The sequence below is a fragment of the Planococcus chinensis genome (genome assembly GCF_042681545.1).
Taxonomy (GTDB): domain Bacteria; phylum Bacillota; class Bacilli; order Bacillales_A; family Planococcaceae; genus Planococcus; species Planococcus chinensis.
This window is the reverse complement of record NZ_JBHUFW010000002.1, coordinates 23691-46633: the sequence shown is the minus strand read 5'-3', so window position 1 is coordinate 46633 and position 22943 is coordinate 23691. Positions and strand designations below refer to the sequence as shown.

Sequence of the window (22943 nt, the reverse complement as noted above, 5' to 3'; positions counted from 1 at the left end):
CTAGCTCCTCACTTGTGTGCGATCAAGAGAAACCGCCTGGAATTGGTCCGTATGCCTTTGGGTGTCCGGTTTTTCCTGATGAATCGATTGAACGCCTCCCGGTCTTCCGGGTACTGCCCAAAATCTGGAATGATCGGCGTGTGCCGGAGCAGGAACAATAAATCCTCCGGCCTTCGGTAATATTCCTGTGCATCATATTCGAAGCATTCGATCCGGTCAAACGCTGCCGCTTCCATCTCTCTTCGGCATTGTGTAAGCAATGAGCCGTCCCGTTCGCCAAATGCCTGCCCGCGGCCGAATGCCGTCTTCAGATTGGCTTTGTCGGTTTCGCCGACTTGCTGGGTCAGGAATATTCCGCCCGGGCGCAGCACCCGTGCCACTTCATGGGCATTGAACGGGCAATGGCGGCTCGTCACCGTGTCAAAAAAGGCGGTTGGAAACTCAAGCCGCTCCGCCTCCATCTGCAAAAAGCAGACATTTTCCCTTGCCACTCTTTGCCGATTGGCATTGGCGGTCTCCACCATCGGACCCGATGAGTCGATTCCGACGATAAAGGCGAACCGGTCCGCGGTGCTGAGCACCTGTTCCCCGCCGCCTGTCCCGATGTCGAGCAGCACACTGCCGGCTGCTGAACGCTCCGCCGCTTCGCTGTAGAAATCCCAGGCGGCACCTTCGACGCTGCATTCCATCCGGCTGAAATCCCATCCGTTAACGGCGCCTATTTGATCGTAGAACGCCCCTTCATCCATTTGCCGCGCGCTCCTGGCCGTCTTCCGCTATGCGGATTTTCCCCAGCAATCCCGAAGTTGTCAGCACTTCTGCAAACTCCCCGTGCAGCGTTGCCAACGTAACATCGTGGACCGTCTCTGCACTGTACTGCCTTCCGTCCGGTCCTGCCAATGCGAAAGCGGCCGCAGCATCCGACACCAGATATGTCTTGAAGCCCAGATTGCCGCTCATGCGGGTGGTGGTCGAAACACAATGGGGTGTCGTCAATCCGACAATGACGACGCTGTCCAGCCCGCGGAGCCGCAGGAACCCTTCAAGGTCCGTGCCGATAAAGGCGCTGTTCACTTTCTTTGTGAATACCGGTTCTTCATCGACCGGCTGCAGCGGCTCGATGATTTCAAAGCTCTCTTTTTCCGGAAAGAACAACGAATCCGGATCTTCCGACCGATGCTGAATGTGGATGACGCAGCCTTCCCGCTGCCGCCAAGCCTCGAGGATGCGTGCCATATTCGCCTCCGCCTGCGGATTGTTCCGCTCGCCCCATGACGGATCGGCGAACGCTTTTTGGGCATCGACGATCACCAATGCCGTTTTCTCCATGTTCAAGTCCATTTCCCCCTAAAACCGTTATAGCCTATTCTTTCTTCGCGCCTCTCTGTAAATCCTTTTTTCTTGTTTCCAGCTTGCGCCTTTGCCACGGGAAAGAGGATTCCTGCGGCAGCTGAAGAATTAAACCTGTAGCCAATCTTTCGAATCGGAGGCGTTACCCATGCAAAAAAAGACAGGCTCCCATCTGGGCATCCCGTTCCAATACTATGAATCCGGCAATCCCGAGAATCCGGTGCTGGTCTGCTTTCACGGACTGGCCGGAAGCAGCATTTATACTTTCAGCGAGCTGGCCCCTTTCCTCGAAGACCGCTTCCGGCTGGTTTTGATCGACAGCCCGGGGCACGGCGGGACGCAAGCATTTGAAGCGGAAAAAGATTACCAGTTCTCCAATTTGGCGGCCTGGTTCCACGGAGCCATCCTTTCCCTGCTTTCAGAGCCTTTCTTTGTTATGGGCCATTCCTGGGGAGCCGACGCAGCACTTCATTTCACCCGCCACTTTCCGGACAATGTCCGCGGGCTGATTTTGCTCGACGGCGGCTTCACATTCCCTCAAAACCAGCCCGGCCTGACCAAAAGCGTTGCGCTTGCCGGTTGGGCGGAGTACATGAAAAACGCAGATTACGCCAATTGGCAAGACGTCGCAGCGGAATACCGGGCCTATACTTCCCGGTGGAATGCAGAAATCGAGCGCGGCATCAGATCGATTTTTCGGAAAAGCGGGGACGGGGGCTATCGACTGATCGCTTCTGAAAAAAGCATTTTGTCGATAATTGAAGCATTTTATGACGAACCCTTCAACGAAGCTTACTCCTATATACAGGTTCCTACGCTTCTGGTCCATGCAGAGCTGCCCAAAGAGCTAGCACCGGCGCGCAGGCTCGGCATGGACCAGATGGAATCGGCCATGAACGACGTTTCCATTGCTGCCATGGACGGCGCAGGCCATATGCTGCCATGGGATGCACCCGGCGCTACTGCCGCTTGCATCAAGGAGTGGATGCAGCAGAAAGCTTTTTTACCGGCCCCAAGCACTTCCTGAAATGAAAAAAGCCGCCGATCCCTAAGGATCAGCGGCCTTTCTGCTATTTATTCAAAACTTTCCGGATGTCCTCTTCGAACGATTCCGGAGCATCTTTCGGCGCAAAGCGTTTGACGATATTGCCTTCCTGGTCGACGAGGAATTTCGTGAAGTTCCACTTGATGCTGCTGCCGAGAAGGCCTTTCGTATTCGCCGTCAGGTATTTGAACAAAGGATGGGCTTCCTTGCCGTTGACCTTGACGATGTCGTGCATCGGGAACGTGACGCCATAGGTCATGCGGCACGACTGTTCCGCTTCCTCCGCATTGCTGACTTCCTGCTTGAACTGGTCGGACGGGAAGCCAAGGACGACGAGCCCTTCTTCTTTGTAATTGCTGTAGAGGTTTTCCAGGCCATCGAACTGGTCCTTCAAACCGCATTTCGTCGCCGTATTGACGATCAGCATCGCTTTGCCTTTGTACTCGGCCAATTGATGGGTCTTGCCGCTCGCATCTTTTACTTCAATATCATAAATCCCCATTGTCCATCGCTCCTCCTAAAGATTCATTTCCTTGAAAAACGCATTCAGTTCCTTCAAGTTTTTCATCAGCGCGATTGCGTTGACATCTTCCATGAAATTGCAGCTGACAAGCTTGTCCGCCACTGCCGCTTCAATCGGATCGTGGCTCCCTTTCGCCTTTTCGGTCAAAGAGATGATCGAGGCGCGTTTGTCCTCGGGCGATTGCTCCTTGCTGAGCCATCCGGCAGCCTCCATGCGGCTGATGATCGGGTTCAACGTCCCGATGCCGAGTCCGAGCCTTGCCCCGATCTCCTTCGCCATCAGGCGGTCGCCTTCCCAGAGCACGAGCAGCACCAAGTACTGCGTGAACGTCAGCTCGAACGGCTCCAGGACCCGGGCATACATTTTCGTAAAATTGCTTGAAGCCTTATAGACTTCAAAACATAATTGCTGATCCAATTTCGAAAGTTTTTCCATTCGCTCACACCTATTACTCGTTTATAGTATGACGATCTCCACATCGATGGAGTTTTTGACCGCTTTGGAATACGGGCAGTAGTCATGCGCTTTTTCTACATACACGTGCTTCTGCTCATCGTCCAGGCCGGTGATGTCCACCTCAAGCCGTGCAGCTAATTTGACGCCGCCGTTTTCTTTGTCCCCAAGCAGGGAAATCGTCGCTTTCACTTCGGTTTTCTCCACTTTCACTTTAGCATGTTCAAGCACCAATTCCAATGCGCTGTTAAAGCATGCGCTGTATCCGGCTGCGAAAAGCTGCTCCGGGTTTGTCGCCGTTGTCGGGCTGCCGCCGAGTGCAGCCGGCTTTGCCACGTCCATGAAGAAGATATTGTCTTCTGAATATACTTCCCCTTGTCTGCCGCCTGTGTTGATAATGGTCGTTTCGTATAATGGTTTCATTTGATTGCCTCCGCTCTTTTATATCGTACACGATGTATATTAAACTATATCGTTTACGATGTAAAATGATAAGGCTCATCATTTTCTGCTGTTTTACGGAAATAAAAAAAGCCGCCCGGCAGGCAGCTTCCATTGGTCTATGGCAGGTTTAGCCGTCAATCCATCCCGGCTCTTCGCTTTTCGGCGCGTTGTCGGTTTTTGGAGGTGCGGCATTCTTGTTTTGTTTGCTCTTGTAAGGCTTGTTGCTCTTGGCTTTGTTGGCGCCTTTTTCCCAGCGTGTCCAGCCTTTCTTGCCTGTACCCCGGCCAGTCCCGCCTTTTCCTTTTGCTTTACTCATATTCTTCACTCCCGTACTTCCCGCAGCAATGCGAGGGAATTCCTCTAATCATAACAGGTTCTTGCCATTTCGGCATCCCCTGCAGTTTATCAGAGCACAGCCCCTTCGAGCGAATCCTGCACTTCCCGCAAACGGTCCAGCGGAAGCGGTTTGCTGAAGTAATACCCCTGCAGATAGGAATCGTTTTTCGCGGTCACAAAATCACGCTGCTCCGCTGTTTCAATCCCCTCGGTGACCAGTTTGATCTCGAGTTCGTCCAAGGTGCTGTAGATGCCTTTCAGCAGCGCGGTGTCTTTTTTGCTCGAAGGCACTTGGCGCAGGAAGCTCCGGTCGATTTTGACAATGTCGACATCGAGTTCAAGCAAGTGGAACAGCGCCGATGTCCCGACCCCGAAATCGTCCAGAGCCACTTGGATGCCGCGCTCTTTCAAGGCGGTGATGAACGCCACGATCTCCTTTTGTTCCGCCACCGTGTCACTTTCCGTAATTTCAATCTGCAGCTTGTCGGCCGGGAAATCATGTTCCCGGAGCACGTCGTCGATCAATGCCAAGAGCTCGTCCTTAAACTTCAACTGCATTTTGGAAACATTCACCGCAAGGCTGAGCGATTGGCCGTATGTGGCATTCCAGTTCTGCACTTCCCCAACGGCCTGGCGAATGACCCATTCGCCGATTTCCCGCATCATCCCGCTTTCTTCGGCGAGCGGGATAAAGCGCAGCGGCGCAACGAGCCCTTCTTTCGGATGGTTCCACCGGATCAGGGCTTCGACCGCCTTGATGCTCCGGCCTTTATTGTCCATGATGGGCTGGTATTCCAGGAAAAACTGGTCCAGCGCGATGGCATCGGACAGGTCCGTTTTCAGGTTCAGCAGGTATTTGTGCAGATGGCGGTCTGTCAGGTCCTCGTAGAAGACGTAGGTGTTTTTGCCGTTCTTCTTTGCCGTGTACATCGCCGTGTCGGCATATTGCAGCAGGTCATCAAGCGTCCCGGCGTTTGCGGGATAAAAACTGACGCCGATGCTCGTGGAAATCGTCGTCTTGACTTTGTCGAGGACAAAGACTTTCTGGATTGCTCCCATGACTTCCTCAATCTGGCCGGTGAGTTCTTCACGGCCGGTTGCCGGGCTCAGCAGGACGAATTCATCCCCGCCGATGCGGTATAGCTGGCTGCCAGTATGAAGAAGGCTTCCCGTCAGCCGCTCCCCAACCTGCCTGAGCATTTCATCGCCGCTGCTGTGGCCATACAGATCGTTGATGCGCTTAAAGCCGTCGAGGTCGAAAAACAGGACGGCAAATGAAGTTTCCGGATCTTCGGCGCGGCTCAGAAACTCTCGATAAAGGCTGAAGCGGTTCGGCAAACCCGTCAATTGGTCGAAGAACGCCAACTTCGATACGTCGATATGGGCTTTTTCGAGGCTGTCGAGCATGTCCTGAATGGACGTCTCCAAGTCCGTGATTTCGTCTGGAATCGCTTGCGATTTGCGCACTGCCAATGAATGCGCTTCATCGAAATTGACGTCTTTCAGCTGCAGGGACAGCGACGAGATCCGTGAAACAATCAGCAAGTCCAGCAGATAATGCACGAGCAGCACAAGCAGCAAGGTGGCAACGGACAATGCGAGGAACAGGTCGTTCATGCTTTTCGCTTTCTGCCCGTAATACTTCCGCTCCCGTTCGACTTCAATATTCAAGCCGTTCCCGATTGCCAATACCCCGCTTATGGTATTGCCGTCCACTTCCCGGATTCCGCCGCTTTCTTCCGCGTTTCCGGCGGTCCGGACATTGATGGCCAGGTCATCCTCCATCTTATCGAAAAACGCATCGTTCAAAATGGCACCGGTGATCAGGCGGCCAGCAACCGGGCCTTTGCCTTCGCTCGTCAAAATCTCTTCGGCCGCCAGCAGCACAGGGCCGTATTTGTCATTCCACAGGACGGAAACGCCGTTTTCTTCGTCGATCCGGCTGAGAAGCGCAGACGTGTCCCCCAAGTCCTCTTCCACGCCGATCAGCGTGCCCATGCCCAGCTCGTAGCCGGCTGAATAAACCGTATCCCCGTTATTGTTGAGATAGAGCTTGAAATTCGTACCGGTTTTCCGGTAGCTTTCCTGGGTCAAATTGGATTCGATGTATTTGGGGCTGCGGTTTTGCATGAATTCATACGTGTCATCCCAGACCGCCCAATCTTTGTTGTGGCGCATTAAATTCGCTTTTTCAGAAGCGATGTATTTTTCGGCGCGTTCCATATCGGTTTTCAGCGATTCTTCGTCCATCCTTTTGGCATCTTCCAGAATCACAGGACGCATCAAAAGGAAAAGCAGAACGATGAACGCAGCCATTGTGATGCCGATCATTCCCGCTGTTTTCATCTTCAGTTTCATAACTTTTCTCCCAAGTCTTCGTCATTTGATTCCCTGCTTGCACTGCACAGCCATTTCCGGTGATCCCAACTGCCTAACACAGCTTCTACAAAAAAAGGGCTTCTCCTTTTTTATCGGCATGTTTTTCCGAATCGTTAGCGGTACCCCATAATTATCTTCGGATTGTGAAAGACTTCCTTCCCTCAGGAAAGACCGCCACCTTCCGAAAGGCGGCGCATGGCAGCGCGGACCTGCCCCCGGTGGCTGATTTCGTCTTCCAGCACATGAAACCATAAGTAATACATATTGTATGCCGTGCCGTTTGGCCAGCTGCGTTCCTCATAAAGCCAGGCATCGTCTTTTTCCTGCAGCTTCTGCAGCGTCGCTTCCCTTACGGCGCTGAGTCCTTCTATGTAATAATCCAACGTGTTGCCCGTAAGTAATGGCTGGCTCCCTTCACCGAGCATCAGCGCCGGCCCCCACTCGGCAAATTCCGCTTCCGTAAAATCGCGGCCTTCGAACGAGATGAGCTGGTGGACTTTTTCGATGGCGGTAATATGGGCAAGCAGCGCGCCGATCGAGTTGCCGTTTCCTGCATCCCTTTTATCCAGCTGAGCTTGCTGCAGACCTTCGATGTCCTTCAACGTCTGCGAGCGGACATGCACGAGCATAAATACAAGTTCCCCGATCTTCTCCGAATAGCCCGAAGCCGGTTTTATGGTGTACTCCATGTTGACCTATCCCTCCATTACTGAATTTGCAATACTGCAAAGCCGGTATAGCCGACCAGCAGCGCCGATAAGATAAATGCCGGAACCGACAACAGGATTCTCAAAGCGAGGTGGATTTCGTTAAAATGGGCACCCAGTCGCTCCAGCGCTTTCCATGCCAAATATTGAAACGGGATGCTCAATGCGCCAAAAAGCACATCCTTCCATGTTAACGGCGGATTGATCAAGGAATCAAATAAATAGATGAAGGGCAGAATCATGGCAAATAGCGCCAATTGCCCCAAAAAGAATTTGAGATACTTCACAGACGCCCCTCCTTCGCAGCAAGCTTTTCGTAATGCACAAGCGTCGCCCGGGAATTGAGCTTTTCCTGCCTGCCGTTTCTTGCATAACCCATCTTCTCGTACAGATGGCAATTGCCCGCTTCTTCCAGCAAGGTGCCCAGATGCCATGAAGCCGCTTCCGGATAGAGTTCTTCTGCAGCCCTAAGAGCAGCCTGGGCAAAGCCGCCTCCTTGGAAGCACGGCGCGATGAACAAAGGCCCGATCCAGAACCGATCGCCTTCTTTCCGGCGAATCCGGATCGCTCCTGCAAGCTCGCCGTCCGCTAGGATTTTGTAAACCCCGCCGTCCGGTTCCAGGATGCGCGCTTCCATCTTCTCCAACGGCTCAATGGCCGGGCTGGTTTCGAAATCACGGTATTTCTCGAGGAGCGGCAAAAAAGCGGCATGCTGCATTTCCAAGAGCCGCAGCGCATCGGTTTCTTGTGATTTTTCCAGCTTTATTGCCATTCCCATTCACCCCTTCGAACCATATTTATCCTTATTATACAATGGAAAATAGGCAAAAAGACATCCGCCTAAAAAATAAAACCCTTTCCGCCGCTCAGGCAAAAAGGGTTTACTGATGGTTCTGTTGTTTGAAATAAATACCTTTCAATAGGCGGAACGTTTCGGGATACGGTGAAGGAGTGAGGAGAATACTAATATGCCGCTTTGGTGCTTAGGGCATGGCTTACGCCATGAGCCGAGAAGACCGCTCGTCTCATAGCTTCGCCTAGCCCATGGGCGCACCAGCGCTGGTATAGTTGTTTGAAAACTAATGACTTACCTAGTTAGCAGTACTATCTAAGATATGGAGCAAAACAGCGCAGACGCCTGCGGGATAGCGAGACGGCTGAGACCCCGCAGGGAGCGAAGCGACTGAGGAGGCTTAGACGCGAGCCCGCGGCAAGCCAGCTGTTTTGCGGAATATCGGCTTCTGTAGATTCTTACTTCACCGTATTCCGATTAGTACACATACGGAATCAGCCGCGCACGTTGCTTCATCCAATGCTCATACTCGGGACCGAACTTTTCAACAAGAAGTTTTTCTTCATAATCGATCCGCTTCAGAAGCGCCCATACCATCAAGGCACCCCCGACAATTGCCGCTATAGGGCTGGTGAAAAACAGCGGCATGCCGATGGCGATGAAAAGAAGGCCTGTATACAAGGGGTGCCGAAGCTTCCGGTACGGCCCTGAGCTGACGATCTCATCGCCTTCACGGACGGTGACGTGCCGCGTGAATTGGGCCTTCAGGTGCAGGATGCCCCAAAGCCGGAGAAAGACTCCGGCTGCAAATAGAAGCGTCCCCGCCACGCGAAGAACCGGCGCCGCTGCCTCCGAACGCATTTCCTGCAGCAAAAACGCCGCCAGGATCGTCCCGAACAACACCGCAAATATCCGGTAGAACGAGCCTCTTTCCACCGGATCGCTCGCCGAAGAGCTCCGGTTCCGAAAAAACAAAAACTCCGCGATCCAAGCCAAGCCGACCGCGCTAAATACCCAATCAATCCATGTCATAGCCACGCCTCATTTTCCTGTCACTTTCCTAAAATATAGAGAACATCCCCTCCGATTACAACTTTAAGCCCATCTGCCCAAAACAAAGCAGGCTCTCTCCCCGACGGTTGCGGAGAGAAAGCCTGCTGGTGTTTTATTCTTCTTCTGTAGTGGACAGTTCAACCAGCATCGCGGTGAACACGATGAAGATCGCCATTAAGGCCAAGACCATTGTGAACATTGTCATCAACTCCTACCAAGTTTTGAATCCTGCTGAACCAGGAGGTGCGTTCTGGATCATGTCGCCGATCGGGATGGCGTAGGCGATGAAGATAAGCGCGAATGCGATGCCGATCCAGATGGTCCATTGTTCCAGGAATTTCGGTGTGTTTTCTTTGTCGCTGTCCGCAAGCGGGAACTCGACAAAGTCTTCCGGACGTTCCGCTTTCGGCGACAGGAACATCGTCATGATGACGATGTAGATCAAGATCATCGCTGACAGGAACAGGATGCTGCCGCCGACAGCCATGGTGACGTGGTTGGTCAGCAGGCCGTCAAACCATTCCATTGCAGCCGGATGGTCGTTGTAGCCGGAATAAGCTGTACGCCGCGGTGCGCCGAGAAGCCCGAGAATGTGCTGCGCTGTCGACATCAGCAGCATGCCGATCGACCAGGTGATGATCTGGACAAATCCGAGGCGCTGCATCGTCTTCGTAAATTTGCGGCCGGTCAGATACGGGATCAGCCAGAAGGTAAGGCCCATGAACGTCATCGCCACCGGCGTACCGACGGTGATGTGGAAGTGGCCGACAATCCAAAGCGTGTTGTGGACGACTTCATTCAGCTGGAAGCTGGCATTGATGATGCCGCCTGCGCCGCCGGGAATGAAGAACGCCATAGCGATGAAGATCGATGTAAAGCGGACATCTTTCCAAGGCAGCAGGCGGAACCAGCCGAACAAGCCGGTAGCCCCTTTTTTGCGGCCTGAGATTTCAAACGTTGCGAACATGGAGAACGCGGTCATAAGCGACGGCACGATAACCATGAACGTCAGAACTACCTGAAGGAATTTCCAGAAATTCGAGATGCCGGGCTCCGTCAATTGGTGGTGGAAGCCGACAGGAATTGAAAAGAGAATGAAAAGGACGAATGAAAGACGTGCGAGTGAATCGCTGAATACTTTCACGCCGAGCAGTTTCGGTACGATCAAATACCAGGCCATGTATGCCGGCAGCAGCCAGAAGTACACAAGCGGGTGGCCGAAATACCAGAACAGCGAGCGGCTGAGTTCAACGTTGATCGTATCCGTGAAGCCGAATGCCCAAGGGATGTATTGGAAAAGAACCGTTGCGACTACGCCGAGGCATGAAATGATCCACATGATGATCGTCGTGATTGTCATGAAAGCAAACAGCGGGCTGTGCTCACCTTTATGCTTTCTGCGCCATACCATGTAATGGCCGATCAGCGCGAAACTGCTGATCCACGTTCCTACGACCCAAAGCGCAAGGCCGACATAGAACCAGCCGCTCGCTTTCAAAGGCGCATAAAACGTGTAGAGTACCGATGCCTGGCCCGAAACGATCATGACCGTTGCAAGAATGGTGCCAAGCAGGGTGACTGCGAAGCCGATCCAGGAAAACAACCGGACTTTCGGCCCGAATGTGCCGATGCTTTTGCTCATGCCGGTGATGAAAAAGCCGAAAATGAAAAATGTCGTAAAAACAAGTGCAAGCAGAACGCCGTGTGCGGTAAGAATTTGGTAGTAGTCCAGCCAAGCGGGCAATTGCAGGGCGTCATTGCGGATAAAGACTTGCAGCAAACCGGCGAGTGTGCCGATCAAGAACGCCGTATAGGCGACTCCGATATTCCATAATGCGATTTTGCGGTCTTGTGCAGCGATCATCTTAAAACACCTCTATTTCAGTAAACATCATGTGGTGCCCGGTTCCGCAGTATTCATTGCAGAGAATCAGGTATTTGCCGGGTTTTTCAAATGTGTAGGACTTTGTGGTAATCTGGCCAGGAACGACCATCATATTGACTTTCGTGTCATCGATCGTGAAACTGTGGACCACGTCTGTGCTCGTCGCTTTGAAAATGACTTCCTTGCCTGCCGGCACTTTCAGATCCGGCGCATTGTAGCCGAATGCCATCGCGATCAATGTGACCTGGTACGTATCGTCGTCAAGCTGGCTGACGCCGGGCTTGTCGAACGGCGCCGTTTCGTTCACCTTCTTCGGATCGATGGTGTCCATCCCGCCTGAAGGCGTATGGTCGTGCGAGAATGCGCTGACGCCGACGACGCTTAGAAAAACAATTAGTGAGGCGATCCCGAAGATCAGCCAGATTTTTTCAAATTTATGCAGATGCATGTGTATCTTCTCCTTTTTTCTCCTGTTTCATTCCAGTGGTTATCTTGCTACATACATCAGATAGACGATGACCCACATCGCGATAATGACGGCACCGACGAAAAACACGCTCACCAGCGTCCCTTTTAAATCCATGTCCTGATGTTCATCGTATTTTTTGCTCATTTTCTTCACCTCGTATATTCTTCTCTTGACTACAGATTAATCGCTGCCCAAAGCCGGCACTGTGAGAAATATCACACCTGACAACTTTATTTTGAAGGCGCGCCATATTTTTGACATAAAAAAAGAAGCTCCTTGTTAAGGGAGCTTCATCATATGGCATCAATCAATTTTACAGAACGAGATGGGGCAGTTTTCGCAATTGATTTCGTGCTTTAAATAGGAAAGATCGTGAATGGCGATTTTCCCTTCTATATAAGAGATCTTTTTCACTTTTTTCAGATCGTTGAGCATGCGGTTGACTACTTCCCGCGTCATGCCGCAGAAGTTCGCCAGTTCCTGGTTGGTGAGGACCATGTCGATCAGCACCCCTTCGCCATGCGGCACCCCATAGCTGTTGCTCAAGCGGATCAATGTGGAATACAAAGCGCCTTTTTTGCCGTGCAGCATCAAATCCCGGAACTTGGTCTGGGTTTTTTGCTGGTCGATCCCCATCCATTTCATGAATGCGACTGCCAGCCGGCTGTTATCAAGCAACGCTTCCTCCAAGTCTTCGATGTGGATCTTCATGCACACCACGTCTTCGATTGCTTTTGCATCGAGCATGTAGGCCGACTGGTTTGAAAAGACCGTGACTTCCCCGACCAATTGCTGCGGCCCACAGATGCGCAAGGTCAGCTCGCGGCCATTCGGCGTGATTTTGCCGATTTGCACTTTTCCGGCCTGCACAATATAAACGCCTTTGATCGGGTCGCCTTCTTGAAACAAATAAGCCCCTTTTTGATATTCTTTTATGCTGTGGCGAATCGATCGAAGCTCTTCCAGTTCAGATGATAAATCTTGATCAGACAATTGTTTTCTCAAAATCAACCCTCCTCCGGCACCGATGGATTGCGGCATCCTTTTAAGTCAATTTTAACACACTGGCTTTTCCCCGGCTGAAGGAATTTCCGCTTTTTTACTTTTTTACCCCGTCACAGGTTCGACGAATCTTTATTGCCCTGCTTTCTGCAAAGCAGGAACTGAGTGATTCTTTATCGAAATGTAACAGGGAGACGGAGAAGGAGGAATTTATCATGACATTAGAATACAACCAAATATTAGTGGCGATCGACGGATCGAAAGAAGCGGAGCTTGCTTTTAAGAAATCGGTGGCTATTGCTTCTCGGAACAATGCGGCACTGCACTTGGTGAGCATCATCGATATTTCATTCGGATCACTAGAAGCCTACGCCCGTGAATATGCAAAGGAAACACAGAAATCCACGGAAGAATTGCTGCAGCGCTATAAGCAGGAAGCAACGGACGCCGGCATCACTTTCGTCAACGTCATTATCGAACTTGGTTCGCCGAAGACGAAAATTACAGAAGAAGTGGCGCCGCGTGTAAATGCCGACCTCATCATTTGCGGTGCTACCGGGCAAAATGCGGCAGAACGCATCTTTTTAGGCAGTGTGTCAGAACGGATTGTGCGTGCAGCGGCATGCGATGTGCTCGTTGTGAGAAACCAAGATACAATTTCACAATAATGATAGAAAATTTAAAAAACTCCTCATTCCTTTTACAAGGATGAGGAGTTTTTCTGTGTCCGAATGCAGAAACCGCAACTAAAGCCCTTACCCATATTACAGGATTCTAAACTTTTGATATGAAACTGTAATAAAAAAATAGGTTTCTTGATGTTACAATACTTTTGCCGGCTTTTTTAAGACGGATTTTATAGCGTATTTTATTTTCTTAATATAGATGAATCATTATACAGACAGAAACAACGAAAGCAGAGAGGGGAAACAAATCGTGAATTTATTATCGAAATGGACCGCAGCAGCAACCGCGGCGGTACTCGCTTTATCGATTTTCATGCCTTCAGTGAGCGCTGACACGTTAGGCGACCTTAAAGGCAAGCAGCAGGAAGCACAACAGAAACAAAGCGAATTGAACTCCGGCATCCAGCAAAAAGCAAGCGAAATTTCCAAAAATGAGACAAAGCTTGAATCGATCATGAGCAAAATCATGGAGCTTGACGGCAAAATCCAGGAAACTCAAGAAAAAATCGCAGATGTCCAAGCACAGATCGAAGTGACAAAAGCGGAGATTGAAGCATTACAGGCTTCCATCGCAGAACTTCAGCGCAAGATCGACGAACGGACAGCCTTGTTGCAGGAACGTGCGCGTGCCATCCAATTGAGCGGCGGATCTGTAGATTACATAGATGTATTGCTTGGCGCAAACAGCTTTGTAGACTTTATCGACCGGTTCTCAGCAGTGAACACGCTGATTGAAGCGGACCGCGAGATCATGCGTGAACAAGCCGAAGACAAAAAGCTTCTGGCTGAACAGAAAGCACAAGTGGAGACAAAACTTGCAGAACAAGAACAGCGCAAAGCAGAACTTGTGAATCTGAAAGCTGATCTTGATGGAAAGAAAAAGAAGCAGGCACAACTTGAAAAAGAATTGAAAGCGGAACAAGACCGCTTGTCTAAAGAAAAATCAGCACTTGAAAAAGAACACCAGAAACAAATGAATATCAGTTCGAACCTTGAAGCGAAAATCGCTAAAGAACAGGCCCGCCTTGCAAAACTTGCAAGAGAAGCGGAACTGAAGCGCCAGCGCGAAGCAGCAGCGGCGCGCAAAGCGGCTGCTGCCAAAGCAGCTAAAGCGGCTGCTAGTGCAGCTGCCTCAAGCGCACCGGCTGTCACTTATGCATCAGCTCCGGCAGCAGCACCTGCAGCCGGCAGCGCAAACTTCATCAGACCGGCAGCAGGAAGATATACATCCGGATTCGGCGGGCGTGACATCGGTGCCGGGCATGAATCACACCTTGGCCAAGACATCGCAAACGTACCAGGCACACCAGTCAGCGCTTCAGCAGGCGGCTACGTATCATACGCCGGCTCAATGGGCGGATACGGAAATGTCATCATCATCAACCACTCGATCAACGGCCGTGCATATGCAACTGCTTATGCGCACCTAAATTCAATCGGCGTTTCTGTCGGACAGCAAGTTTCTCAAGGGCAGTATATCGGCGGCATGGGCAACACAGGACGCTCTACCGGTCCTCACCTCCACTTCGAGATCCACATCGGCTCTTGGAACGGCGCACGCTCGAATGCAGTCAACCCTGCACCATATCTCCAATAATAAATCTAAAGGGCAGTCCCGGTTTCATCCGGGACTGCCCTTTTTCAATTCTTTCAAGCGGGTTGGCACTGTTTTCAGCGATGCGTTCCCCGCAGGTTATTTGCCTCCGTATAATTGTTCAAGCTCTTCTTCTTTCATCGTGAAGCGGTGCTCTTCTGCCGGGAATGCCCCCGATTTCACTTCCGTTACGTATGCCGCGATGCCGCTTCTCATGTCTTCACCGGTCTCTGCATAAGAGCGGACGAATTTCGGCAGATGATGCGAACCGTATTTAAGTGTGTCGTGGTAAACAAGCACCTGTCCGTCCGTTTCCGAACCTGCCCCGATGCCGATGACCGGAATCGAAACCGCAGCTGTCACTTCACGCGCAAGCTGGTACGGAATGCATTCCAACACGAGCATACAGGCGCCGGCCGCTTGAGTTGCTATTGCATCTTCAATGAGCTTCTGTGCAGCATCAGCCGTTTTGCCCTGTACTTTGAAGCCGCCGAGAACGCCTGCTGTCTGCGGCAAGAGCCCGAGGTGTCCGACGACCGGGATGCCGGTGCGCGTCAACAAGCGAATGACATCGAGCACTTCATCAGCGCCCTCCAGCTTCATTGCTTCCGCTCCGGTCTCCTGAAAGATCCGGATGGCATTTTGCAATGTCCGGTCGAGGTTGCCATGGAACGAACCGAACGGCATATCAACCACGAGGAAGGTATTTTTTGCGCCGCGGCGCGCGGCTTTGCCGTGGTGCACCATGTCCTCAATGGTCACGTTGACTGTCGAGTCATAGCCGAGGACGACCATGCCAAGCGAATCGCCGACCAGGATGACGTCCACCCCTGCTTCTTCGGCGAGCTTGGCAGACGGATAATCATAAGCCGTCAGCATGGCGATCTTCTCGCCTTGTGTTTTCATTTTCATCAATGATGCTGTGTTCTTCATATTTTTCTCTCCTTCCGGGGAGAAAACCGGTAAAAAACCCTCCTGTAGATGAAACAAGACAGGAGGGCAGGATTTTGATAGCTGGTTTTCTCCGTCCCTGTCGTTTTCAGATCAAGGCGAACTTATTCAGTTGGCGCTTTAGGAATTGCCGGTACAGTTCGGTTAGGATACTGTCCTCTCTTCTACTATATCAGACGGCTTTGCACTGCAGCAATATTCCGTCTTTTCTTCCGGAAAAGTTTAAGATGCAAAAAAAGTTGGGTAAATTGATACTACCCGGCGAACATTTGCGTTGCCGGTAGAAGCAGTAAGTAAACCTTAATTTCATACCATTGCTGGCAGGATGGGACAGACAGTAGCGCTGTACACAACGCTGGAGGAATTCACTGAATTCTTCCGGCTTTTTGGCGTCTTCAAAAATTCAGGAAAGAAGGGAAAATCAATGAAGTACCTAATCGACCACAACAGCAAATTCGTCCATGAAATCCAATATGCCACCGACCGCTGCAAAACTCATACAACCCTTGAAGGCCCGAAAGAATATACCGACTCGTCCGACTACATCAGCCAGCTCGAAAGTGGAAAATCGTACATGAAGTGCCCGAACTGCCATGAAGTGCCGCTCCTTATGGACTGAGGTCTGTCCCCAACCAATAAACAGGAAGCCCCCGCATCTGCTTGAGCTTCCTGTTTATTTATTTCCCGGAAAAATCTGTTCGCTGCGTTTCCATTAGCATTACTTCTTCCGTGCGGTTGCCGCCCTCCAAAGGAGCGAGCCGATTGCAGCAATTGCGGCCGCCGTCAGCAGCGGCCGCTTTGCTGCTTGGTGCTTCATTTGCGCTTTACGGGTATCGGATGGCTTTGCATTCAACAGAATCCCCCTCCCCTTAACTTCTCGCTTTACTTATGGAAAAAGCAGCTGCATAATCGTTGATTTACCTTGAAATCACAATCACTCCGCCGCAATGCGAAACGGGATGGAACTTGCATTGGCAGATTCCGTTCAATGCAGCTTTCAATTCATCGAAAACGAAATAGAATTCGTCGCCGTCCCAATAGTCGATGCTGTCCAGCCGGCACTGCTCCAACTCTGCCCGTGTCCCGAAAGCGATATCGCCGATGAACAGCTTCCCGTCCGGCGCAAGCCGCTGCAGCAAGCTTCCGATGAACGGCGTCTTCTCTTCGTCATTCAAATGGTGAAGGGCATACGTGCTGATGATGGCGTCATATACCTTCCCGTCCATCGCCGGCGGCAAGCCTTCTGTAATGTCCCATTCCACCAAGTTCGCAGACGGCATCTTCTCCTCCGCAATCGCGATCATTTCCGGCGAGAAGTCTACTCCGTCCACCGCATATCCGTTCTCGTATAATTTGGCTGCCAGAATTCCGGTCCCAAAGCCGATATCCAATACACGGGACCCTTCTTTTCGCATCACTTCATTGAAAATCCGGTTCAGGATTTCCTTGTAGCCGGCAAACGGGTATAAATTGCTTTCCTCGCTCACTTGGACCGTCCGGTCATACTCGTTTGCCCATAAATCGAAACCTTGCTTGCTTAACATAATTGATATTCCTCCTGGCTTAGCTTAAAAATCCTTGAAATACATGTATCCTTCCCTCGAGAAGTTGAAGCCTTGTCCGTCCTCTGCATCCATCGGAATAAAAGACAGATAGCGTTCATTGCCTGAAGTGAAAACGGTTTTATAGTACCATGCTTCACTTATTTTATTCCCTTGTTGATAAACCTGGGTTTTATGCTTTGATCGGACATCTGCATTTCGGCCGACCAGCCTTTTCCCAAGTTCTCCTTTTTCATTTTCCGTCAGTCTTTCTCCTGCTTTGATCAGGACATATTGATCCGCATATGCCTTGCCTTCGCCGAGCTGCTGCTCAACTATCGCTATTGTATAATCATTGAAAAAGCCCCAGTTTTCGGGTGTATACAGCAGGGATCCTTCCACCGGGCCAAATTCTTCGAGATCGTATACATGAGTAAGTGCCTCTGCCTCCCTCTTGCTCGGCTCCGGTTCATATGCCATAAATAAACCAAAAATCCTGAAGCCCAGGAAACTGATGGCCAATAGCGCACCAAATGAGATCAACAGCCTTTTCGCCATATCCGCCCTCCTGCTATTCCACTTTCAGTGCATACACACAGACATCTTTTCCGCCCATGGCAATCTCCTTTTCCAAGGACATGCCGACAGATTGGGCGACTTTCTTCGAAGCCTCGTTTCCCGGCTGGATCAACGAGACCAGCCGTTTTTTGCCCAGCTTGCCAATAGCGTAATCGCGGATGCCTGACGCCGCTTCCTTCGCATAGCCTTGCCCCCAATACTCCGGAGCGATCCAGTAGCCGATTTCGAGTTCTTCGGTGCCATCCACCAGCTGGCTTACCAACCCGGCATGGCCGATCCGCTGGTTGTCCGCTTCCCGGACCATCACCCGGAGGCCGATATCCGGCGTTTCCCGGTAAGAGCGGTATATCCAATAAAGGAACTCCAACGCTTCGTCACGGTTTCGGGTGTTGCCGTTCCCGATAAAGCGCACTACCTCGGGATTGGCCAAAAGAGACTGCAGGAATTCAAAATCTCCGTCCCTGTAGCGGCGGAAACTTAGCCGTTCTGTCTCTATCTCCATCCTTAGACCCTCCTTTCCACCTGCTCGATTCGGACTTTCGGCCATTTGGCAGTCCATCTTTTTTGCTCCTGCCGCCTCCGGTATACCTTCATCAATTCAACATTGCTGCTGAACGCCGGAGTTGGCTTGACCCGCATCGCCAACACATCCTCTAATTCGCAAGGTGCAGCCAAGATCAGCTGTCCCCCTTCGTCCAACCGGACGCCGAGCGCGGTTGCCGTCTCCGGAAATTTGGAGATGGCGTCAACTGAACTTTGATAAGGCGGATTGCCATTAACCACATGCATCCTTGCCTGGTTTTTCACAGACCATGGGAGTCCGGACATGATCTGATGGAGCCGATTTTCCCGTAGCTTTTCAGTCTCTTCGTTTATATTGCCGGCATCAAAATAAATCACATCGATATCGCCAAGCGGCGTCCGTTCTTCAAAGCCGTGAAGGGTGTCCCAGATTTTCGTCCGGACAAACCCTGCACAGATCCACCAGTCAGGAAGCTCCAAGCTTGCGGCTGCTCCCAGAATATTCATCATCCATCTGTCCGACTCAACAAGAGCCAGTATCTCCCGCTCCCCTTTTAATGCCGTCTGACGTTTCATTGCTGCGGTCCCAAAAATTCTGCCCGAAGTCCCGTCTCATTGATGTTTCCATCCAGCTTCACACGATAAGCCATAGCTTGCGGACGCGAGCTGACGATGCGGCTGAGTTCCGTCCCGATGTAATGGAGGGCCACGCCATCGTCTGCGGCAATGCCGCTTTGGACAGCACCCGTTTCGATCAGCTTTTGGTACGCCGGCCTTCTGTTCGCTTCGCCGTCGTAATGCGGACAATTGCTGCCTCCCAGAAAGCCGAGCGCCTGGATCGGTTCGAGCCCATCTCCGTAGGAATCCGTCACACCGTCTTCAAACCAGCACAGCGAACCGGCGCTGATCCCTGCCAGCACTACCCCCTGCTCCCATGCTTTCCGGAAAACGGCATCCAATCCCCATTCCCGCCAGAGCGCAAGCAGGTTTTTCGTATTGCCGCCTCCGACGTAGATGATGTCTTTCTCGAGCACAAAGGCCTCCAAATCCCGAGCCGGCGGCTTGAACAGCGAAAGGTGTGAAGGCTCGCAGTCCTGTTTTCCGAAAAAGTCATAGAAGGCGGTGATCATTTTTGCTGAATCCCCGCTCGCTGTCGGCACAAAACAGATCTTCGGCCTCCTCTTTCCGGCTTGCTCCAAAATGTATGTATCCAATAACGGATTCTCCGGCTCCATCAGGAAACCGCCTCCGCCCAGTGCAATTATCTGTTTCATAGGTGCATCCCTCTTTTCAAATAGCTGAATCCCATTATACTGAACAATAAAAGGACTGATTGCATGTACGTCAAAGTGTATGAATACCAGATCCAAGAATCCAAAACCGCCGACTTCCTCGCGTATAACCGGCTGTCCCAGGCCCTTTACGAAAAATACCTGCCTGTGGAAATGCTTCTTCTGAAAAAAGAAGGCACTGATACGGAATGGCACGAACTGAACGCTTTTGCTTCAAAAGAGCAATTCGACAGCAGCAGCCCGCTGATTGAAACGGACCCCAGCCACGCAGAACTGTTCCAGCGGTTTAGCGACTGCATCGTTCCTGGCACGCCGCTGACCGAAAGCAGCTATACGGCGGCTTCAGGACTTCCCTTGCCATTCCGGTTTCAACAGGGAGAACATTAACGCATCGTGAGATTTTCCACCTTGGTACAAGAACGCGCGCAGCAGCCCTTCTTCCTTGAACCCCATGCCTTTCAGCATGCCGCTCGATACCGTATTTGCCGGATAGACGACGGCGCCCATGCGGTAGAGGTCCAATTCGTTGAAGGCATGGGTCAGCACTGCAGCAACCGCTTCTTTGGCCAGTCCCTTCCCCCAATAATCGGGATGCAGTTCATAGCCGATTTCCGCCTTTTTCGCCCGCTTGTTCCAATTGTGGATGCCGATGGTGCCGATAAGCCTGCCGTTTTCTTTCAGCATGATGCCCCAGCGGACCGCCCGGCCTTCCATCAAGCCTTCGCGGAAGGAATCGATGAGCGTGCCTGCCTGTTCCGGTTCTGTGAAGGCATCGGTTCCGTAATACTGCATCACGTCTTCACGGGATAAAATCGCGTAGACCGCTTCTTTGTGCTGCTGTCCGATTTCGCCCAGATGCAGCCTTTTAGTTTCCAATGCTGTCAATTCCATGATGATTCCCCCTTTTTGCCATCTATCCCTTTTCGCCATCTCCCCTGCGATTTCCTGTTAATGGATTTAAAAAAGCCCGGCATGCAGAAGCATACCGGGCTGAAAATCCTTTAGATAAAACGTGTCACTTCTTCAATTGGCAGACGGGAAGTTCCGAAAGCCGGAGCTGCCGCTTTGCCGATGGCAATCAGCACGATCGGGAAAAGGTGTTCCGGCAAGTCGAACCGTTCGGCGAATTTCGCTTTGTCGAATCCGCCCATCGGGATGGTATCATAGCCGCGTTCTTTCGCGAGCAGCAGCAATTGCATGGAAACAAGCCCGGCATCGTATGCGGCAATGTTCATGCGCGCTTCGACCGGAGCGTTCGGATACACTTTGTACGTATTGGCAATCGTGCGTTCTTTGATCGCTTCGTCCATGTAGCCTTCTTCGACATTCTGCGTGTAGATTTTCTCTACATTCTTATAGGCATCGATATTGCCGAGAACCGCGATGATGGCCGATGAGTCTTCGACCTGTGCCTGGTTGTTGGCAATGGCACGCAGTTCTTTCTTCACGTCCTGGTCCTGGATGACGATGAAGTTCCAAGCTTGCAGGTTGCTTGATGAAGGCGCACTTGTTGCCATTGTCAGCAGTTCTTCAATTTCTTCTTTCGGGATCTTGAAGTTCGGATCATAGATGCGCACCGATTTGCGTTCTTTCATTACTTTATATAGTCCTGATTCTGTTGTTGTCGTCATGGTAGGTCCCCCTCGAATTCCGCTTACTTTTAGTAAGTTTATAATCATAACTTATCACTAGGGAATCCGGGTGTCAAAGAAGTTGCTTCCTTCGCAAATCATCAATCTTCAGGATTGATGATTGCGAGCATCTGATGGTCCTGCCACTCGCCGTTGATCTGCACATTTTTCCTTCTGATGCCTTCTTTGTGAAAGCCGGCTTTTTCCAAAACGCGGATCGAAGCCCCGTGATGCGGCATAACGCCCGCTTCAATCCGGTGGAGCAGCAATTCCTGGAACGCATAATCCACAAGCAGCTTGACCGCTTCCGTGGCATAGCCCCGCCCGTTATACGCCTGGTCGATCGTGTAGCCCATGATGGCGCTTTGCACCGGCCCGCGCATCACTTGGACAAGATTGATGCTGCCGATCAGCTTGTCTTCCTCTTTATGGAAAACGCCGAAATTGTATTCTTTGCCCCCCAGCCGGTTTTCTTCCTGCCGCTGCAACCGTTTTTCCTGGCCTTGGAGCGTATAGAAGTCCGGCTGCCGGGTGACGGAGAACTCTTCGAACAATTCCTTGTTCTGGATTTCCATCTCTACCAAGCGCGGCAAATCATCACTTGTCAGGCTCCGCAAATAAATCGCTGTGCTTTCCATTTTTCATTCTCCTTTACGTGCTGAAGGTTTCACGTGAAACAAGCGTTTCACCGTTTTGCTTCCTGGATCCTTTTCCGCCACAACTCTTCCGCAGCACCTGAACCGAGCAGGACGCCTAGGACGATGACGACAAAGCCGAGCATGTGGTAAAGCGTAATCGTCTCTCCTAAGAACCAAGCGGAGCCGAGAAGAGCGAAAAACGTATTCAAATTGATGAAGATGGCCGCTTTCGGCGGTCCGACTTGGCCAAGCGCATGGTTATAGAGCATATGGCCGAGGGCAGTGGCGATGATGCCGGATCCAATCAGTATGCTCCAGAACAGAGGCTCCATTTCCGCAAAACGGCGCCATTCGCCCGGCTCCAGGAATAGGCTGATGAGGAAGATTCCGAAGGAGCCGAAGATGAACATATACGCCGTCAGGAGGCGGGGGTCCAAGGTTTTTGAAGCTTTGCTGATAATCATGAAGCTCATCACCTGGGCAACAATCGCCAACAGTATGTATAGATCGCCGATCGAACCGGAGCTCGTTTCTGCATTACCAGCCAGCACCGTAGCGGCGACGCCGGTAAATCCCAGTATAAAGCCGAGCCATTGCCATTTTGTCGGGCTGAGCTTCAGCAGCAGCAAGCTGAAGACGGCGGTCATAATCGGGCTTGTCCCGATGATCAGCCCGGAATTGGTCCCGCTGGTCAAAGAAATGCCGACCGCAATCAAGTAATGGTGGACCACCACATTCAGTAAGGCAGCCGCAGCCACATACGGCCATTCTGCCCGGGTCGGCCAGCGGATCAGCTTAAAGGCAGCCAGTATGGCGAATACCGTCACGCCTGCCAGGAAAATCCGGAGCGACGTCATCGTCACCGGACCCATTTCAGCGGTGAGGTATTTCATGGCTGGCACGTTCATGCCCCAAGCAAACATGATGAAGACGAGCAATATGTAAAGTTTCAGATGGTTCATGTGCATCCCCCGGTTTCCGCTTTTCTGCATTATACCCCCTTTCTCCGGCAATAAAAACGGACCGGCGAATGAGTTTTGGGCTCTGCCAGTCCTTTTCCATGCGGATGC

At 51.5% G+C, this 22943-nt stretch carries 31 protein-coding genes; 5 read left to right on the top strand and 26 right to left on the bottom strand.

The window, feature by feature from the left end:
• Nucleotides 1-8: 8 nt before the first annotated feature.
• Nucleotides 9-749 carry a class I SAM-dependent methyltransferase gene (locus ACFSDB_RS00285; protein ID WP_204891633.1) on the bottom strand — a complete coding sequence of 247 codons (741 nt, stop codon included), beginning with the start codon at nt 747-749 and terminating at the stop codon, nt 9-11.
• The gene (locus ACFSDB_RS00280; protein ID WP_204891634.1) at nt 742-1335 is read right to left on the bottom strand and encodes a cysteine hydrolase family protein; all 594 of its coding nucleotides are present in this window, start codon (nt 1333-1335) and stop codon (nt 742-744) included. The genes ACFSDB_RS00285 and ACFSDB_RS00280 overlap by 8 nt, the downstream gene beginning before the upstream one ends.
• A 163-nt stretch (nt 1336-1498) precedes the next feature.
• Here ACFSDB_RS00280 and ACFSDB_RS00275 point away from each other — a divergent pair, with 163 nt between their 5' ends.
• A complete protein-coding gene (locus ACFSDB_RS00275) occupies nt 1499-2377 on the top strand; it encodes an alpha/beta fold hydrolase (protein WP_204891635.1) in 879 nt (292 codons plus the stop codon).
• Between the two features lie 43 nt (nt 2378-2420).
• Here the strand turns inward: ACFSDB_RS00275 and ACFSDB_RS00270 are convergent, their stop codons facing one another.
• From ACFSDB_RS00270 to ACFSDB_RS00210, 13 genes are all read right to left on the bottom strand, one after another.
• Entirely contained in the window at nt 2421-2897 is a 477-nt protein-coding gene (locus ACFSDB_RS00270; protein ID WP_204891636.1) for a glutathione peroxidase, read from the bottom strand.
• A gap of 15 nt (nt 2898-2912) precedes the next feature.
• Nucleotides 2913-3353, bottom strand: coding sequence for a MarR family winged helix-turn-helix transcriptional regulator (locus ACFSDB_RS00265; protein ID WP_204891637.1), 441 nt, complete (start codon nt 3351-3353; stop codon nt 2913-2915).
• A gap of 21 nt (nt 3354-3374) precedes the next feature.
• Nucleotides 3375-3794: an organic hydroperoxide resistance protein gene (locus ACFSDB_RS00260; protein ID WP_204891638.1), complete on the bottom strand. Its 420-nt coding sequence runs from the start codon at nt 3792-3794 to the stop codon at nt 3375-3377.
• 148 nt (nt 3795-3942) lie between these two features.
• Complete coding sequence (locus tag ACFSDB_RS00255) at nt 3943-4131, bottom strand: DUF3934 family protein (protein ID WP_204891639.1); 189 nt, start codon at nt 4129-4131, stop codon at nt 3943-3945.
• An 89-nt stretch (nt 4132-4220) separates the two neighbouring features.
• Nucleotides 4221-6509 carry a bifunctional diguanylate cyclase/phosphodiesterase gene (locus ACFSDB_RS00250; protein WP_204891640.1) on the bottom strand — a complete coding sequence of 763 codons (2289 nt, stop codon included), beginning with the start codon at nt 6507-6509 and terminating at the stop codon, nt 4221-4223.
• A gap of 182 nt (nt 6510-6691) precedes the next feature.
• Complete coding sequence (locus ACFSDB_RS00245) at nt 6692-7219, bottom strand: DinB family protein (protein WP_204891641.1); 528 nt, start codon at nt 7217-7219, stop codon at nt 6692-6694.
• A 17-nt stretch (nt 7220-7236) separates the two neighbouring features.
• Entirely contained in the window at nt 7237-7524 is a 288-nt protein-coding gene (locus ACFSDB_RS00240; protein ID WP_204891642.1) for a hypothetical protein, read from the bottom strand.
• Entirely contained in the window at nt 7521-8009 is a 489-nt protein-coding gene (locus tag ACFSDB_RS00235; protein WP_204891643.1) for a GNAT family N-acetyltransferase, read from the bottom strand. Before ACFSDB_RS00235 ends, ACFSDB_RS00240 begins: the two co-directional genes overlap by 4 nt.
• 498 nt (nt 8010-8507) lie before the next feature.
• Nucleotides 8508-9062 (bottom strand): methyltransferase family protein, encoded by a 555-nt coding sequence (locus ACFSDB_RS00230; RefSeq protein ID WP_204891644.1) that lies wholly within the window; start codon nt 9060-9062, stop codon nt 8508-8510.
• Nucleotides 9063-9294: 232 nt separating this feature from the next.
• Nucleotides 9295-10947, bottom strand: a complete 1653-nt coding sequence (locus ACFSDB_RS00225) for a b(o/a)3-type cytochrome-c oxidase subunit 1 (RefSeq protein ID WP_204891645.1) — start codon at nt 10945-10947, stop codon at nt 9295-9297.
• A gap of 1 nt (nt 10948) precedes the next feature.
• Complete coding sequence (locus tag ACFSDB_RS00220; protein ID WP_204891646.1) at nt 10949-11416, bottom strand: cytochrome c oxidase subunit II; 468 nt, start codon at nt 11414-11416, stop codon at nt 10949-10951.
• Nucleotides 11417-11455: 39 nt separating this feature from the next.
• On the bottom strand, nt 11456-11581 hold the full coding sequence (locus tag ACFSDB_RS00215) for a cytochrome C oxidase subunit II (RefSeq protein ID WP_204891647.1): 126 nt from the start codon (nt 11579-11581) through the stop codon (nt 11456-11458).
• 159 nt (nt 11582-11740) lie between these two features.
• A complete protein-coding gene (locus tag ACFSDB_RS00210; protein WP_377338695.1) occupies nt 11741-12442 on the bottom strand; it encodes a Crp/Fnr family transcriptional regulator in 702 nt (233 codons plus the stop codon).
• Nucleotides 12443-12654: 212 nt separating this feature from the next.
• Between ACFSDB_RS00210 and ACFSDB_RS00205 the strand changes: the two genes are divergently transcribed.
• Both ACFSDB_RS00205 and ACFSDB_RS00200 read left to right on the top strand, forming a co-directional pair.
• Nucleotides 12655-13107, top strand: coding sequence for a universal stress protein (locus tag ACFSDB_RS00205; RefSeq protein WP_204891649.1), 453 nt, complete (start codon nt 12655-12657; stop codon nt 13105-13107).
• A 268-nt stretch (nt 13108-13375) separates the two neighbouring features.
• Nucleotides 13376-14722 (top strand): murein hydrolase activator EnvC family protein, encoded by a 1347-nt coding sequence (locus ACFSDB_RS00200; RefSeq protein WP_204891650.1) that lies wholly within the window; start codon nt 13376-13378, stop codon nt 14720-14722.
• 96 nt (nt 14723-14818) lie between these two features.
• Here the strand turns inward: ACFSDB_RS00200 and panB are convergent, their stop codons facing one another.
• Entirely contained in the window at nt 14819-15652 is an 834-nt protein-coding gene (gene panB, locus ACFSDB_RS00195; RefSeq protein ID WP_204891651.1) for a 3-methyl-2-oxobutanoate hydroxymethyltransferase, read from the bottom strand.
• 442 nt (nt 15653-16094) lie between these two features.
• Here panB and ACFSDB_RS00190 point away from each other — a divergent pair, with 442 nt between their 5' ends.
• Nucleotides 16095-16289, top strand: a complete 195-nt coding sequence (locus ACFSDB_RS00190; protein WP_204891652.1) for a hypothetical protein — start codon at nt 16095-16097, stop codon at nt 16287-16289.
• Between the two features lie 99 nt (nt 16290-16388).
• Here ACFSDB_RS00190 and ACFSDB_RS00185 read toward each other — a convergent pair whose 3' ends face one another.
• From ACFSDB_RS00185 to ACFSDB_RS00160, 6 genes are all read right to left on the bottom strand, one after another.
• Nucleotides 16389-16523 carry a hypothetical protein gene (locus tag ACFSDB_RS00185; protein WP_377338690.1) on the bottom strand — a complete coding sequence of 45 codons (135 nt, stop codon included), beginning with the start codon at nt 16521-16523 and terminating at the stop codon, nt 16389-16391.
• 64 nt (nt 16524-16587) lie between these two features.
• Nucleotides 16588-17214, bottom strand: a complete 627-nt coding sequence (locus tag ACFSDB_RS00180; RefSeq protein ID WP_204891653.1) for a class I SAM-dependent methyltransferase — start codon at nt 17212-17214, stop codon at nt 16588-16590.
• Nucleotides 17215-17238: 24 nt separating this feature from the next.
• Nucleotides 17239-17769: a hypothetical protein gene (locus tag ACFSDB_RS00175; RefSeq protein WP_204891654.1), complete on the bottom strand. Its 531-nt coding sequence runs from the start codon at nt 17767-17769 to the stop codon at nt 17239-17241.
• A gap of 13 nt (nt 17770-17782) precedes the next feature.
• On the bottom strand, nt 17783-18292 hold the full coding sequence (locus ACFSDB_RS00170) for a GNAT family N-acetyltransferase (protein WP_204891655.1): 510 nt from the start codon (nt 18290-18292) through the stop codon (nt 17783-17785).
• Between the two features lie 2 nt (nt 18293-18294).
• Nucleotides 18295-18888: a nucleotidyltransferase family protein gene (locus ACFSDB_RS00165; protein ID WP_204891656.1), complete on the bottom strand. Its 594-nt coding sequence runs from the start codon at nt 18886-18888 to the stop codon at nt 18295-18297.
• A complete protein-coding gene (locus ACFSDB_RS00160; protein ID WP_204891657.1) occupies nt 18885-19586 on the bottom strand; it encodes a Type 1 glutamine amidotransferase-like domain-containing protein in 702 nt (233 codons plus the stop codon). The genes ACFSDB_RS00165 and ACFSDB_RS00160 overlap by 4 nt, the downstream gene beginning before the upstream one ends.
• 63 nt (nt 19587-19649) lie before the next feature.
• Here ACFSDB_RS00160 and ACFSDB_RS00155 point away from each other — a divergent pair, with 63 nt between their 5' ends.
• Nucleotides 19650-19991 carry a hypothetical protein gene (locus tag ACFSDB_RS00155; RefSeq protein ID WP_204891658.1) on the top strand — a complete coding sequence of 114 codons (342 nt, stop codon included), beginning with the start codon at nt 19650-19652 and terminating at the stop codon, nt 19989-19991.
• On the opposite strand, the gene ACFSDB_RS00150 is transcribed toward ACFSDB_RS00155, so the two are convergent.
• The 4 genes from ACFSDB_RS00150 to ACFSDB_RS00135 form a co-directional block, all read right to left on the bottom strand.
• Nucleotides 19947-20495, bottom strand: coding sequence for a GNAT family N-acetyltransferase (locus ACFSDB_RS00150; protein WP_204891659.1), 549 nt, complete (start codon nt 20493-20495; stop codon nt 19947-19949). The two genes, ACFSDB_RS00155 and ACFSDB_RS00150, sit on opposite strands and share 45 nt — an antisense overlap.
• 110 nt (nt 20496-20605) lie before the next feature.
• A complete protein-coding gene (locus ACFSDB_RS00145) occupies nt 20606-21235 on the bottom strand; it encodes a nitroreductase family protein (protein ID WP_204891660.1) in 630 nt (209 codons plus the stop codon).
• 101 nt (nt 21236-21336) lie between these two features.
• Nucleotides 21337-21873, bottom strand: a complete 537-nt coding sequence (locus ACFSDB_RS00140) for a GNAT family N-acetyltransferase (RefSeq protein ID WP_204891661.1) — start codon at nt 21871-21873, stop codon at nt 21337-21339.
• A gap of 47 nt (nt 21874-21920) precedes the next feature.
• Nucleotides 21921-22835 carry a DMT family transporter gene (locus ACFSDB_RS00135; protein WP_204891662.1) on the bottom strand — a complete coding sequence of 305 codons (915 nt, stop codon included), beginning with the start codon at nt 22833-22835 and terminating at the stop codon, nt 21921-21923.
• Between the last annotated feature and the right edge of the window lie 108 nt (nt 22836-22943).